Raw genomic sequence first — 13,109 nt, forward strand, 5'->3', positions numbered from 1 at the left:
AACAACAACGTAAAAAAACCGGCGTCAAAACTGGTGAACAATTGCCGAGCCGGCAGTTCTTGCCGGGCCGGACGCGCCAAATCGCGCTCCGGCGCGGCCGCTCGTCACGGCTACCGGCGCGTCCTGAAGACCCCCATCGAGCCTTGAACGGACGAGCCGGAATATCCTGGCGCAAATTCCTGTCAGGTCGACGACGGATTTGCCGGGTGGAACGTGAGCGAGAGCCCGTCCATGCAGTAGCGCAGGCCGGTCGGCTTGGGGCCGTCGTCGAACACATGGCCGAGATGGCCGCCGCAGCGGCGGCAATGCACCTCGGTGCGGACCATGCCGTAGGTCTTGTCCTGGCGGGTCGCCACGGCATTGTCGAGCGGCTTGAAGAAGCTCGGCCAACCGGTGCCGCTGTCGAACTTGGTGTCGGAGGAGAACAGCGGCAGGTCGCAGCCGGCGCAGGCGAAGGTGCCCTTGCGATGCTCCTTCAGCAGCGGGCTGGTCCAGGGCCGCTCGGTGCCCTCCTCGCGCAGTATCTCGTATTGCTGCGGCGTCAATTGCGCGCGCCACTCGGCCTCGGTCTTCTCGATCTCGAACTTCTCGGCGGCGCGGGCCGGCGCGGAACCGCCGAGCCAGCGCAGGGCGGCGAAGCCGAACAGTCCGGCGGCGGTGGTGAACATCATGCGGCGGTCGATCATGGACGTCTCCGTGCGGCGATGGGTTACCGGATCTACGGACGGGATCCCGCGAAGTTACGTCGGGCGCGGGCGCGACGGCTCACTTTCTTGCGAGGTGTCAGCCCTCCCCGGCGTCGGGACGGCGGTTCAGATCGGACGGCTGCGGCCGCAGCGGGAGCCGCGAGCCGGGCCGCTCGGCCGCCCGGCGCCGCGCTTCGGCCGCCCTGATCTCGCGCACACGCTCCTGCGCGCGGACGCGCTCGCGGTGCCGCGCCAGCGTCCCGGCCGCGGCGGCGCGGCCCCGGATCCACAGATTGACGACATGGCCGGCGACCCGGCCGCTGACGCCGCCGGCCCAGACCAATTCGAACGGCGAGAACAGCTTCCAGCGGTCGTCGCCAGCGAGGATCGCCTGCGCGATCAACTGCCCGGCCATCGCCGAGGTGTTGAGCCCCTGCCGGCCGAAGCCGCTCGCGACCCACAGGCCTTTGCGGAGCTGGCCGATCTGCGGCATGCCGTGCACGGTCTGGCCGGTGACGCCGCCAAAGGTCTCGGCGATCTCGACGCGGCCGAGTTGCGGGAACACCGTGCGGATTCGGCGCTGCAGCGCCGCGGCAAATCCGCTGGGCCGGGCGTCCCAGGTCGTCTCCGGGCTCGCCCACATCAGCCGGTCGCCGTCGACGACGCGGAAATGATCGATGCCGTCGGTGTCGCTGACCGAGCCCCGGAAGGCGATCGCATCAGCCAGTCGCTCGCCGAGCGGCGCGGTGACGCCGCCATAGCGCCACACCGGCAGCAGCGTATCGGACAGCTTCTGCAGCGGCGCGCCGAGATGGATGTTGCCGGCGAGCACGATGTGCGAGGCGCGCATCCGCGCCGAGGGCGTCACGATGCGCTTGCGCACGCCCGACGCGTCGATGCTGACCACCGGCGTGTCCTCGAAGATCCTTGCCCCGGCCCGGTGCGCGAGCCGCGCCAGCGCGTGAACGTACCTGCGGCCGTCGAGCTGGAACGCCTTGGGGTAATGGACGCCATGGAAGTAGCGGTCGGTCTTGAGCTCGGTCCTGACGCGCTCGACCTGCCAGCCCTCGACCTCGGTGTCGAAATCCTCATGCAGCATCTGGAGGCGGCGGATCAAGGCGTCGCCGGCGTCGACATTCGAGACTTCGAGCGCGCCTTCGCTGAGTCCGATGCCCGGCATCGCCGCGGTGGCCTGGGCGCGGATGAACTCGGCACCGGACCAGGACAACGCCCATAGCGCCCGGGCATGCGCGAGCCCGACGCGCTCGATCAGATCCGGCAGCGGCAGGTCGAACCCGGGCATGACCGTGCCGATCATGTGACCGGATGCGTTCCATCCGACCTGGCGGCCTTCCAGCACCGCGACGCTCGCCCCCTGCCGGGCCGCGCACAACGCCACCGTCAAGCCGGCCAATCCCGCCCCGACGACGCAGACGTCGACATCGAGGTCGAAATTCAGCCTGGTGCGGCCGTGTGCACCTGCGGCATCCGCGTCATCGTTCACGCTTGTGGAAGTCTCGTTCATGGCGTTTTCTTAGCGAACCCTGCGCCGGACGTCATGACGCTTTTAATGGCGATAAAGAGACGTGGTACAGGCTGACCCAGCCTGAACGATTCGAGACGGAATTCCATGCGCCGATTGATGCTGCTGCGCCACGCCAAGACCGAGACTGACGCGCCGACCGGCCGCGACCAGGACCGCCGTCTCGACGAGCGCGGGCACCAGGATGCCGCCATGATCGGCGATTTCATCGCCAGCCACCCGCCGGTGCCGGAGCTGGTGCTGGTCTCGACCGCGGTTCGGGCGCAGCAGACCTGGGACCTCGCGCTCGCGGCAATGAAGGACCGCGTCCCGCCCCCGCAGGTCGAGACCGTTCCCGAGCTCTACGGCGCCGAGCCGATGCAGATGCTGCATCACATCCGCCTTGCGGCAGCGCATGATCCGAAGCAGCTCCTGCTCGTCGGGCACAATCCCGGCATGCACGAGCTGGCGCTGGCGCTGACCGGCGAGGGCGATTCCGAGGCCCGCCACGAACTGAAGCGCAACATGCCGACCGCGGGACTCGCGGTGCTCGATTTCGACACCGACGATTGGGGCGATATCAGCTTCACCCGCGGCCATCTCCTGAGGTTCGTCACGCCCAAGCTGCTCAAGCACGGCTCGGTCGATTGACAGGCAGGTCGGGTCCGGCGCGTAATGCCGGCGGACAGAGAGGAGGACCTTCGATGTTCAACTCGATTCTGGTGCCGATCGATCTGGCCGACACCGACCTCGCCAAGCCGGCCATCGCCACCGCGGCCACGCTGGCGCAGACCTGGAGCGGCACGGTGCATCTGCTCAACGTGATGCCGATGACGCCGGTGATGCTCGCCGAATACGTCCCGGCCGATTTCGATGCGCAGCAGCGCGAGACCGCCGAGGAAGCGCTGTCGATCGTGGCGCGCGAATCCGGCATCCCGGCCGAGCGCATCAGCTACACGGTACGCCAGGGCGGCATCTATCACGAGATCCTCGAGGAGGCGGCCAAGGTCAACGCCGACCTGATCGTGATGACCTCGCACCGCCCGGCGATGCGCACCTACTTCCTCGGCAGCAATGCCGGGCATGTCGTGCGCTACGCGAAGTGCTCGGTGCTGGTGGTGAGGCCGTGAGTGGCGGCCTCCTCCAACGCATACTGCGCGTAGAACAATTCCCTCTTCGCAGCTATTGCTATCGCATTGGGTGTTTCTCGATCCTATTGCCCGACCGAAATGCGGACTGAGGACACTCTCATGAGATGGCCTCTGCCTTATCCAAGGCGCGGTGACGTATTGGGTATTCTGTTCATCCTCGCTCTGCTTTGCCTTCTCGTTTCCAGCTTCTACTGGTTTCCGAATTCTAAGCCGAATACCGGATTTGGTCCGGATTGGGATTGCACTCCTGTCCCCAATGGCCAACCGATCTGCATCAAAAAATTGAGTCATTGAACTTGGTTCGCGACAAACACCACAGTGCGTAGGGTGGGCAAAGGCGCGTCCGAGACAGCCTGTTTGTCCGTGCTATCTGAACGCGCCGTGTCCACCGTCTTGCGCGAAAAGTTGCTTGGTGGGCACAACATCGCGTGGCTTGCGCCACACGACGTCTTTGCCCACCCCACGGACTCACTCAGCCGGCGGCACCGGTGACGAACCCTTCGCTCCAAGCGTCCCTATCGACTACATATTCGTCGACAACGAAACAATCGGGATAGTCGCGAAAGCCCTCGAATTGAAGCTTGCGCTTTCTTGCGGCATCCGCCTCGGCAGCGCTGCTGTAAACCCCAATGAGCTTGTTATCGGTATCGTTCTCATCGAGAGCATCATCGCGTGGTCGGGCGGTACGCATTGATATGCCTGCTTCGTTTTTCAACATGCCTAGGCTGACGAATTACCCAACGGGTCGAAGGCACCGTCCCCAAAACGACGACTCCCGATCAAGCCCGCGAGCGGACATCCTCGTCGCCGCCCGAAGACCCCCCATAAGATTCAAACGCGACATTCGACCAGTGGCATGATACGGATGGGACGCAAATTGGTGCTATCTGGCACGAGACAAGATGCCACTAAAGCCCGCTATTATCTATGACGTTGCGGCTGATACTCCGTCCATAAAGAAGGCCATTGGCCCGAAGCTGGCCAAGCAATTCTCTGCGAACCCTCAAGTGCGCAGATATGCCGTTGTCCTGAAATTCCCTGATGGGGTCGTGACCAGCCGCGCGATTTCTCACACGCTGAGGAAAATTCCAGCTCCTCGCGGTCCAACGTTACTTGCGGGCGAAGACTTTACGGTCGAAGCGACTGCGATCGCCAAGCTGGAAGGTTGCGACATAGTTTGCGTACGCGAGTTTGGCTGGACCGATGAGGCTTATGCCTCCATCCGCGTGCGCTCCTGACACGAGAGGCTTCTGCTTCGCAATGCGCGTTAGCATTCCGCGAGTGACCCCGTCACGGCCACTCCGCGATGAAGCCCTTCGCCTTGTACGGCGCGATCTTGTCCCATTCGCTGAGCACGCGACGGCGGAATTCGGGATGGGTGTGCCAGAGATGGCGCGGGATGCCGAAGCCGTCGACCGTCAGCAGCATCTTCTCGACTTCGGGCCAGTGCCGCTGCAGGGTCATCGCGTAGCGCCGCGCGGTCCAGCTGTTGCCGAGGCAGATCACGCTGCCGACATTGGCGAGGCCGAGCGCGGCGTCGATCACCGGCAGCGCGAGCGCGACGTTCTCGCCGGTATTCGTGGCGTGGTGCTCTTCGAGGATGCGCTCGGCCGGAATGCCGCGCCTCACCATGGCGGCCTTGATCAGCGTACACTCCGAAAGATCAGCGCCCGGCGTGATCCCGCCGCTGACGATGGCGTGGCGGAAGTAGCCCTGCTGCCACAGCTTCACCGCCGTCTCGGCACGCAGCTCCTCGTCGACGCGGGTCCCGAACACGAACAGGAGATCGGCCGGCCGCAGCGGCGTATCGGCGAAATGCCGCGCGTTGACCGCGGCGATCTCGGCGTCATCCGGTCTGCGCAGCGCGCGATCCTGCATCGTCCCACTCCGAAGGCGACTCGCTCAGTCTGGCATGGCGCGCGAAATCTGCATGATCACATTCGGTGACCGGCGATGAGGTTGCGTGATCACGGCAGCAGCGCGGCCGGAATCTCCGTGAACGTGTAGCTGCGCGGCCTGTTGCGGGTGATGAAGCCGCCGACATACCAGGCGAACAGCGCGGCGAAGCCGATCAGGAACAACGCGCCCGACCATTCGGCGATGACGAGCGCGCGCACCAGAAGCCCGGCCATCGCCACGGCGAGCAGCGCAATCGCGGCGAGCGCCGCGCCGTAGGTGAAGCGGCCGAGGCCCGCAGTCAGCCGTACGTTGCTGCCGCTGAAGGCGAGCCGCGCATGCAGGCCGAGGATGAAAGCACGATAGGCATCGCTCTGCGGCGCCATCAGGGCCGCCGTCTGCCACGAGACGGAGATGATGCTGAGGCGGCGGCCATCGCGATGGGTGATGTCGGCCCGAAAACGCCTCGCCTGCATCGACACCGGTCGGTAGGACAGCCGGATCGCGGCGATGTCGGCGTAAGGCCACAGGCCGGTCCGGCCGGCGAACCGCCACGACAGCCCCTGCCCGGTCAGCTCGAACTGGTGCGCGGCCCCGATCAGCGACGCCTTGTAGGCGTAGCGGATCGCATCATCGCCGGCCGTGGTGGTGCGCTCGGAAATGGATCGGTCCTGTTGCGTGTGGCGCGCGCCTTATCCTACAAACGGAGCATGAGCGAAACGATCTATTTTCCGCGCCACCTGATCCTGGCCGGAGCGATGGCCGCCGGCGTGCTGCTGGCGCTGGCGGTGCACATGCTCGGCGCCCGCTACGGCCTCGATCTCGGCGGCCTGTGGCAGACCGAGAGCGGCGCCTTCATGCCGGCGGGATCGGCGATCGCCTGGTGGCTGATCGCCACCGTCGGCTTCTCCTCGGGCTATTTCATCGCCAACATCATGCACAGCGCGGTATCGGGCGAGATCCCGCAGCGGATGCGCAACTTCCTGGTCGTGGTCGGCGTGCTGATGCTGGCCGGCATCGGCCAGGCGATCTCCGGCCCGAGCCCGGTGCCGTCGGCCTCGGGTGTGCTGGCCGGCCTCGCCGCGCTCTGCCTCGGCGCCCTGATGGCGTTCTGCGGCGCCAATTTCGCGTTGCGTAAGAGCTGACGCGCGGCATCCGGATGCGACGACGCCGCGCGGGATGTCCGCGCGGCGTTTTGTCTCATCGGCTCTGGTGACGCGATCAGCTCGCAGCACGCAGGTTGACGCCGCTCTCGGCGAGCTTGGTCAGCTTCATGTCGGTCGCCTTCTCCTCGTCGAGCGTCTTCTGCAGCACGGCGGCGCAGTCGCTGCGGCCGAGCTGCTTGGCCCAGGCGATCAGGCTGCCATAGCGCGTGATCTCGTAGTGCTCGGCCGCCTGGGCGGCGTTGATCAGCGCTGCGTCCAGCACCGCCTTGTCGTCGACCTCGCCGGCGACCTCGTCGGCCTCCTCGATGATGCCGTCGATCGCCGGACAGTCGACCGCCTTGGCCGCGATGCCGTGCATCTTGAACACCTGTTCGAGACGCGTCACATGCGTCTTCGTCTCATCGAGATGGGTCAGAAAGCCCTGCTTGAGCTTCTGATCCGTCGCCTTGTCCGCCATCTTCGGCAGCGCTTTGACGAGCTGGTTCTCGGCGTAATAGATGTCCTGCAGCTGATGAACGAACAGATCGTTCATCGTCTTGATGTCCTTGGTGAACAGTCCCATTTGTTTCACGTCCTCTCGGTTCGGAACATGGCAGGTCCCTCCCCCGACCGATCGTCGCCATGTTCGCTGTGCGCTAACCGGCGGCTACGGCGGTTGTTCCGGCGTACCGGCCCTGCCGAACCGGTCGCAGGGGCGAGGGTTCTCGTGAACCGCGCGGGTGACCAGTTGGACCGAATTGAGGCGGACGGGCCGCCAGCTATGTGACCGGAGTGTGACAGACCTGCGCCGCATGGGTCGGAGCTGAGCTGTGTCAAGGACTGCACAACGCGCGCATTTTAGCATAAGGAACAGGCTGTCACGAATTGCCCGCCCCATCGATCAATGGTTTCGCCTCTTTTCCAAGATCTAGTACCGCCCCGCCGGGAGGATGAATGCAGCGCCTGCTGACCACGCTTGGGCGTGGCTTCAAGAAATGGATCGGCTGGAAGCGGCTGGGGATTGCAGCGAGCCTTGCGATCATCGCCTTCGCGATCACGACACTCGTGCGTACGCTGAAGGGCGTCGATGCCGGCGTCATCCTGACCGCGCTCACCGAAATCCCGCCCGGTCACATCGCCCTCGCGGCCTTGTGTGTGGTCGGCGCGTTCTGCACGCTGACCTTCTATGACTATTTTGCACTGCGAACGATTGGCAAGAAACACGTGCCCTATCGCATCGCGGCGATGAGCGCCTTCACCAGCTATTCGATCGGCCACAACATCGGCGCCACCGTGTTCACCGGCGGCGCCATCCGGTTCCGGATCTACTCCGACTACGGGCTGTCCGCGATCGACGTCGCCAAGATCTGCTTCCTGTCAGGCCTGACCTTCTGGCTCGGCAATCTGTTCGTACTCGGCATCGGCATGACCTTGCATCCGGCCGCCGCCACCGCGATGGACCAGTTGCCCCCGGCGGTGAACCAGCTGATCGCGATCGGCATCCTCGGGGCGATCTTCGCCTATCTCGGCTGGCTGACCGCCGGCAAGAACCGGCGCCAGCTCGGCCAGAACGGCTGGAAGGTGGTGCTGCCCTCGGCGCAGCTCACGCTCGTGCAGATCCTGATCGGAGTGGTCGACCTCGGCTTCTGCGCGCTGGCGATGTACCTCCTCGTCCCCGCCGCTCCGCCGATCGATTTCCTGTCGCTGTCGGTGGTGTTCATCCTCGCCACCCTGCTCGGCTTTGCCAGCCACGCGCCCGGCAGCATCGGCGTGTTCGATGCCGCGATGCTCGTGGCGCTGCCGCAGTTCGGGCGCGAGCAGTTGCTGGCCACCCTGCTCGTTTTCCGCGTGCTGTATTTCGTGATCCCGTTCGCGACGGCGATCTCCATCATGGGCATCAGGGAACTCTGGCTGAACGTCGTGAAGCCGTGGCAGGAGCGGCGCCGGCTGAACTCAGCCTGCGAGGACGAGGTCGCCGCCAAGCGCGCCGCGGCCACGGCGCCCGCCGCGGTTCCCCAGCGCATCAAGCGCCACTCCCAGCGCTGAGCAGCAATCGTCTCGCGGATGACGCGACGGTTCGACCCTCGACCGGTTGAACTCGCGTGCGATCCTCTTATTTCCGCCCCATCCCTGACGTGAATCCTTGCGCATGACCCGAATGCCCCTTCGTCCGCTGCTCGCCGCCTGCGTCCTGGCCGGCCTGCTCGCCCCTCTCGCCGCCACCGAGGCGGCCGCGCAGTTCGGCGCAGCGCCGCTGCAGATCAGCTGGGAGGTGCGCAACCGCTTCCGTCTCTTCCGGGAGGAGCGCGACTTCCTGCTGCATACCGAGAGCACGCGCGACCGCTCCATCCTCGCCGCCGAGCAGGCGTTGGCGGTGCAGAGCGACGGCCGCGGCTGGGCCCGGAACGTCGTCAACCGGCTCTGCATCGACCTCGCCGGCCGCATCAACGAGCCGTGCACGCGCGACAACGTCAAGGAAAGCTATCTCACGCCGATCGACCATCCGGTCACGGTGCGCCTGACCGGCCCGGTCCCGGTCGGCGCCACCTGCGCGTGGTCGTTCGACGACGGCGACGGGCCGCAGACCTCGACATTCGACTGCGCCGAACCGGTCAACCTGCGCGTCCGCTACGGCCGCCAGACCGTCGCATCCGTCGATGTCGCCAGCCCGGAAGGCACGCAGCAGGTCTCGACCGGAATCCAGGTCCGCGACGTCCTGATCGCCGGCCTCGGCGACAGCATCGCCTCCGGCGAGGGCAATCCCGACCGCCCGATCGCGCTCGCCGACGACGGCTTCTGCTTCCGCTCCTATCTCGGCGGCCCGACCGCGCAATATTATCGGCCGAGCCGGGCCGGCTTCAAAGGCGGCCGCGCCTGCGAGGCGCCGGACACGCTGCAGAACTGGCAGAAGCACAGCGCGGTCTGGCTCAACGCGGCCTGCCATCGCTCGCTCTACAGCTACCAGACCCGCACGGCGCTGGCGCTCGCGGTGCGCTATCCGCACGTCGCGGTCACCTACCTGCCGCTCGCCTGCACCGGCGCCACCATCGCCGACGGCCTGTTCGGCAGCCAGCGCGCGCGCGAATGCACGCCGGGCCGCGCCGCGACCACCTGCGCCGGCAGCGTCAACGGCCAGCTCGGCGAGCTGCGCGAGGCGCTGACCGCGGCCAAGCGTCGCCAGCCGGACCGCAAGCTCGATCTGATTCTGCTGTCGATCGGCGCCAACGACATCAACTTCTCCGGTCTCGTCGCCGACGTCATCGTCGATACGCCGACCGAACGCACGCTGTTCAAGCGCTCGGGCGTGATCGGCTCGGTCGAGGAATCGCGCAGCGAGCTGGCGCGCGACCTGCCGCAGGGTTTTGCCAAGCTGCGCGAGGCGCTGAAGCCGCTGGTCGGCGACCTCTCGCACGTCATCTACACCTCCTACGGCAACCCGGCGCTGAGCGGCCCCGGCACGCCCTGCCCGGGTGGTCCGGCCGGTTTCGAGGTCCACCCATCGTTCAATGCCAATCCGCAGCGGCTCGCCAAGGTCGCGGGCTTCGTCGAGAACGAGTTCCTGCCGTCACTGCGCGGGCTGGCGCAATGTACCGCGGGAGTCCTGTGCCGCGATCCGCAGGCCGACCGCATGACCTTCGTTGACGCGCATCAGGCCGCGTTTGCCGATCACGGCTTCTGCGCCCGCTCGACGCAGGATCCGCCGTTCGACCGCGAATGTTTTTCGGCCGACGGCGCCAGCTTCGATCCGAACATCGTCAGCGCCGCCAACGAGCCGCTGCTGTGCGGCCGCGGCGCCAGCGAGTATCGTCCCTATCTGCCGCGCGCGCGCTGGATCCGCGATGCCAACGACAGCTACTTCTCGGCGATGACCTATCCGCAAGGGCTGCCGGCGGCGATGCAGCCCTCCGACATCCACGATGCGAGCTGGGGCGTGCTGTCCGCGGTCTATGGCGGCGCCGTGCATCCGACGGCGGAGGGCCATGCCGCGATGGCCGACGCCGCCTTTCCGGCCGCGGCGCAAGTGCTCAACCTCGATGCGGCCGAGCCCAACGTCACCAGCCAGCCGCTGCCGCCGGCGGGCATGGTGAGGCAGTAGTCGGCCATTCGGGTAGGGATCGCAGAGGAAGAACGGCCTGAAGCGCTCCGCTCCGCACACCGTCTTTCGGGACGCCCTCCGTGAGCGGGCGCTCAGGAACAAAGGCTGTGGAGCGGCGAGATTGCAGAGCCTCATGGGGAGTTGGGAGCGGATGGAGAGCCGGGCCGCCTCGAAAGAACGTATCGGCCTCGACGTCCCAACGCTCACCGCGCAAATCGACGGCGACCACCGCCAAGCGATCCTGATTGTCCTTGTACCCAATATGGGTTGTTCACGCACATGGCCGCGAGGCCCCGGCCTGCCCTTCGACACTGATCCCAGGACGTATAGGTGCATTCGACATAGGTGCTACCACCCCATTCCCACCTTTGTAGGCAGACAGGATAATTGGACTCATAGGTCTGAGCAGCGGCGATCGGGATCATGGAGATGGCCGCGCTCCCCGCGATTATCCAACGCAGCATCAGCATCGCTCCCTCGTCGAATTCCGACCGCTGCGGCCAATGGCCTGCGCGATCACCGGCAAGCAACGCTCGAATGATCATGGAGACCTTGTCCTCGACCACGCGGTTGGTCTGGATCAAGCTCTTCGCCGACGCGGTGTCCGAGATCGCGATCCCTTGTCGGCCAGGAGCGAGGACGGTCGCAGTTCGGAAGCAGTCTACTTGACCGCAGCCGGCTTCTTCATCATCGGAGGCGCCTGCTTGGTGGCGGGGCCGGTTGCCGTCGTCGCCTGCGAGGGCAGATATTTGGCGAGGATCGCAGGATCGATCTGCGCCATGTTGCTATCCGGCAGGCGGGTCCAGGTCTCGTCCTTGCCAAACAGCGAGATGCCGAGATAGCCGTGCAGGATCAGCGTCTGCCCGTCCGGACTGACCCGCATATTGGCCTTCCAGATGTTGCCGTCGCGCGGATTGAGCACGTTGCCGCCTTCGTATTTCAGGCCCTCGCGCTTCATGTCGCGCACGAAGGAGATGCCGAGCACCGGCGCATTCTTGCGGTCATCGCTGCACTTCGAACAGACCTCGTTCGGATTGTCGCCGGGACGCGGAAACGTCTTGGCGATCACGCCCTCGAACACGCCGTCGTGGTCGATGAAGAGAAACCAGCCGACGGGCCTGCCATCCTCGACCTTCTGCCACAGACCGGCCGCGGTCGGCTCAGCCGCGAGCGCAGGCCGCGTCAGCAGAGCACCGGCAACGACGAGCGCGCCGATCGCGAGCTTCGTCACACCAGGCACCAGCCGAAGTCGGGGAAACGCATTGCGCATCATCATCTCACCTTGACCAAGTCACAAAATGAATGGCCGCACAGTACGGCCGTTTCATGCATCGTTCCAGCCCCATAACAGGTCTGGCGCGCCGGTGAAACCGGCACGCGCAGGAAACATTTCTTCACATTTGAGTTGGTCCGGCGGCGGAAGGTTCCATACCGCCGACAAATTAGTTGACGCCGAGCTTCTTCTGCAGGCTCGACGACGACGTCGTGTACTGGAACACCAGCCGCTTCTCCGGATACACGTAGCGGTGCGCCTTCTGCGCCATCAGCGCGCCCTCGTGGAAGCCGCACAGGATCAGCTTGATCTTGCCGGGATAGGTGTTGATGTCGCCGATCGCGAAGATGCCGGGCACGGAGGTCTCGAAGGCAGAGGTCTCGACCGGAATGAGATTGTGCTCGAGCGCGAGGCCCCACTCGGCAACCGGACCGAGTTTCATCGTCAGTCCGAAGAATGGCAGCATCATCTCGCAGGGGACGGTCTCGACCGCGTTGTCGTTGCCCTTGATCGTCGCAGCCGACAGCTGGCCATTGGCGCCTTCGAGCGCCGTCACCTGGCCGATGCGCAGATCCATCTTGCCGCCGGCGACGAGCGCGCGCATCTGCTCGACGCTGTGGGGCGCGGCACGGAAGTCGTCGCGGCGATGAACGAGCGTGATGCGCTTCGCGATGGGGTGCAGGTTGAGCGTCCAGTCGAGCGCGGAGTCGCCGCCGCCGACGATGACGACATTCTTGTCGCGGAACTGCTCCATCTTGCGCACGGCATAGAATACCGAGGTGCCTTCATAGGCCTCGATGCCCGGCACCGGCGGGCGCTTGGGCTGGAACGAGCCGCCCCCGGCCGCGATCACCACGACCTTGCACTCGAACACCTTGCCGGCATCGGTGGTGACGCGAAAACCGGGATCGCCGATCTTTTCGACCTTCTCGACCATCTCGCCGAGATGGAAGGTCGGACTGAACGGCTTGATCTGCTCCATCAATTGATCGGTGAGGCCCTGCCCCGTCACCATCGGCACGCCGGGAATGTCGTAGATCGGCTTCTCCGGATACAGCTCGGCGCATTGGCCGCCGACCTTGTCGAGGATGTCGATCAGATGCGCCTTGATGTCGAGCAGCCCCAGTTCAAAAACGGCAAACAGTCCGCAAGGGCCCGCGCCAATGATCAGCACATCGGTCTTGATCGCTTCGCTCATGTCGCTCTTCTCGTTGGAGGCGCCGCTCGACGGATGGCGGCAGATGGCGGTTCCGAATTTGTAGCCATTGGTGTGGTCGCAGGGAAGGCACAAAAGCCGCCCCTGCCTCGCGCGCGGCTTGCAGCGGTGGGCTTAGCCGGGT

15 protein-coding genes are annotated in these 13,109 nt (G+C 65.6%); 6 read left to right on the forward strand and 9 right to left on the reverse strand.

Annotated elements, in window-relative coordinates:
* Positions 1–182: 182 nt before the first annotated feature.
* Together msrB and ACQR0W_RS19960 are read right to left on the reverse strand one after the other, a co-directional pair.
* Positions 183–686: a peptide-methionine (R)-S-oxide reductase MsrB gene (gene msrB / locus ACQR0W_RS19955; protein WP_315753155.1), complete on the reverse strand. Its 504-nt coding sequence runs from the start codon at positions 684–686 to the stop codon at positions 183–185.
* A 97-nt stretch (positions 687–783) separates the two neighbouring features.
* Positions 784–2,211 (reverse strand): NAD(P)/FAD-dependent oxidoreductase, encoded by a 1,428-nt coding sequence (locus ACQR0W_RS19960; protein WP_315753156.1) that lies wholly within the window; start codon positions 2,209–2,211, stop codon positions 784–786.
* A 105-nt stretch (positions 2,212–2,316) separates the two neighbouring features.
* On the opposite strand from ACQR0W_RS19960, the gene ACQR0W_RS19965 reads away from it, so the two are divergent.
* Positions 2,317–2,859, forward strand: a complete 543-nt coding sequence (locus ACQR0W_RS19965) for a SixA phosphatase family protein (protein WP_316169650.1) — start codon at positions 2,317–2,319, stop codon at positions 2,857–2,859.
* Between the two features lie 53 nt (positions 2,860–2,912).
* Positions 2,913–3,338 (forward strand): universal stress protein, encoded by a 426-nt coding sequence (locus tag ACQR0W_RS19970; protein ID WP_315712676.1) that lies wholly within the window; start codon positions 2,913–2,915, stop codon positions 3,336–3,338.
* Between the two features lie 493 nt (positions 3,339–3,831).
* On the opposite strand, the gene ACQR0W_RS19975 is transcribed toward ACQR0W_RS19970, so the two are convergent.
* A complete protein-coding gene (locus tag ACQR0W_RS19975; RefSeq protein ID WP_316169651.1) occupies positions 3,832–4,077 on the reverse strand; it encodes a hypothetical protein in 246 nt (81 codons plus the stop codon).
* Between the two features lie 184 nt (positions 4,078–4,261).
* Here ACQR0W_RS19975 and ACQR0W_RS19980 point away from each other — a divergent pair, with 184 nt between their 5' ends.
* Positions 4,262–4,597: a hypothetical protein gene (locus ACQR0W_RS19980; RefSeq protein WP_315828157.1), complete on the forward strand. Its 336-nt coding sequence runs from the start codon at positions 4,262–4,264 to the stop codon at positions 4,595–4,597.
* Positions 4,598–4,649: 52 nt separating this feature from the next.
* Here the strand turns inward: ACQR0W_RS19980 and ACQR0W_RS19985 are convergent, their stop codons facing one another.
* Both ACQR0W_RS19985 and ACQR0W_RS19990 read right to left on the reverse strand, forming a co-directional pair.
* Positions 4,650–5,237: a YdcF family protein gene (locus ACQR0W_RS19985; protein WP_316169652.1), complete on the reverse strand. Its 588-nt coding sequence runs from the start codon at positions 5,235–5,237 to the stop codon at positions 4,650–4,652.
* 89 nt (positions 5,238–5,326) lie between these two features.
* Positions 5,327–5,917 carry a hypothetical protein gene (locus ACQR0W_RS19990; protein WP_410051241.1) on the reverse strand — a complete coding sequence of 197 codons (591 nt, stop codon included), beginning with the start codon at positions 5,915–5,917 and terminating at the stop codon, positions 5,327–5,329.
* A gap of 48 nt (positions 5,918–5,965) precedes the next feature.
* On the opposite strand from ACQR0W_RS19990, the gene ACQR0W_RS19995 reads away from it, so the two are divergent.
* A complete protein-coding gene (locus tag ACQR0W_RS19995; protein ID WP_315738812.1) occupies positions 5,966–6,400 on the forward strand; it encodes a hypothetical protein in 435 nt (144 codons plus the stop codon).
* A gap of 76 nt (positions 6,401–6,476) precedes the next feature.
* Here the strand turns inward: ACQR0W_RS19995 and ACQR0W_RS20000 are convergent, their stop codons facing one another.
* The gene (locus ACQR0W_RS20000; protein WP_315753160.1) at positions 6,477–6,983 is read right to left on the reverse strand and encodes a ferritin-like domain-containing protein; all 507 of its coding nucleotides are present in this window, start codon (positions 6,981–6,983) and stop codon (positions 6,477–6,479) included.
* A 371-nt stretch (positions 6,984–7,354) separates the two neighbouring features.
* Here ACQR0W_RS20000 and ACQR0W_RS20005 point away from each other — a divergent pair, with 371 nt between their 5' ends.
* Both ACQR0W_RS20005 and ACQR0W_RS20010 read left to right on the forward strand, forming a co-directional pair.
* On the forward strand, positions 7,355–8,446 hold the full coding sequence (locus ACQR0W_RS20005) for a lysylphosphatidylglycerol synthase transmembrane domain-containing protein (protein WP_315712684.1): 1,092 nt from the start codon (positions 7,355–7,357) through the stop codon (positions 8,444–8,446).
* Positions 8,447–8,549: 103 nt separating this feature from the next.
* Complete coding sequence (locus tag ACQR0W_RS20010) at positions 8,550–10,496, forward strand: hypothetical protein (protein ID WP_316169653.1); 1,947 nt, start codon at positions 8,550–8,552, stop codon at positions 10,494–10,496.
* A 203-nt stretch (positions 10,497–10,699) separates the two neighbouring features.
* On the opposite strand, the gene ACQR0W_RS20015 is transcribed toward ACQR0W_RS20010, so the two are convergent.
* From ACQR0W_RS20015 to ACQR0W_RS20025, 3 genes are all read right to left on the reverse strand, one after another.
* Positions 10,700–11,080 (reverse strand): DUF3551 domain-containing protein, encoded by a 381-nt coding sequence (locus tag ACQR0W_RS20015; protein WP_316169654.1) that lies wholly within the window; start codon positions 11,078–11,080, stop codon positions 10,700–10,702.
* A gap of 77 nt (positions 11,081–11,157) precedes the next feature.
* Positions 11,158–11,766, reverse strand: a complete 609-nt coding sequence (locus tag ACQR0W_RS20020) for a DUF2147 domain-containing protein (protein ID WP_315713622.1) — start codon at positions 11,764–11,766, stop codon at positions 11,158–11,160.
* Positions 11,767–11,938: 172 nt separating this feature from the next.
* The gene (locus ACQR0W_RS20025) at positions 11,939–12,967 is read right to left on the reverse strand and encodes an NAD(P)/FAD-dependent oxidoreductase (protein WP_315712687.1); all 1,029 of its coding nucleotides are present in this window, start codon (positions 12,965–12,967) and stop codon (positions 11,939–11,941) included.
* Positions 12,968–13,109 lie beyond the last annotated feature (142 nt).

Source organism: Bradyrhizobium sp. HKCCYLRH1034, from assembly GCF_051168375.1.
Lineage (GTDB): Bacteria > Pseudomonadota > Alphaproteobacteria > Rhizobiales > Xanthobacteraceae > Bradyrhizobium.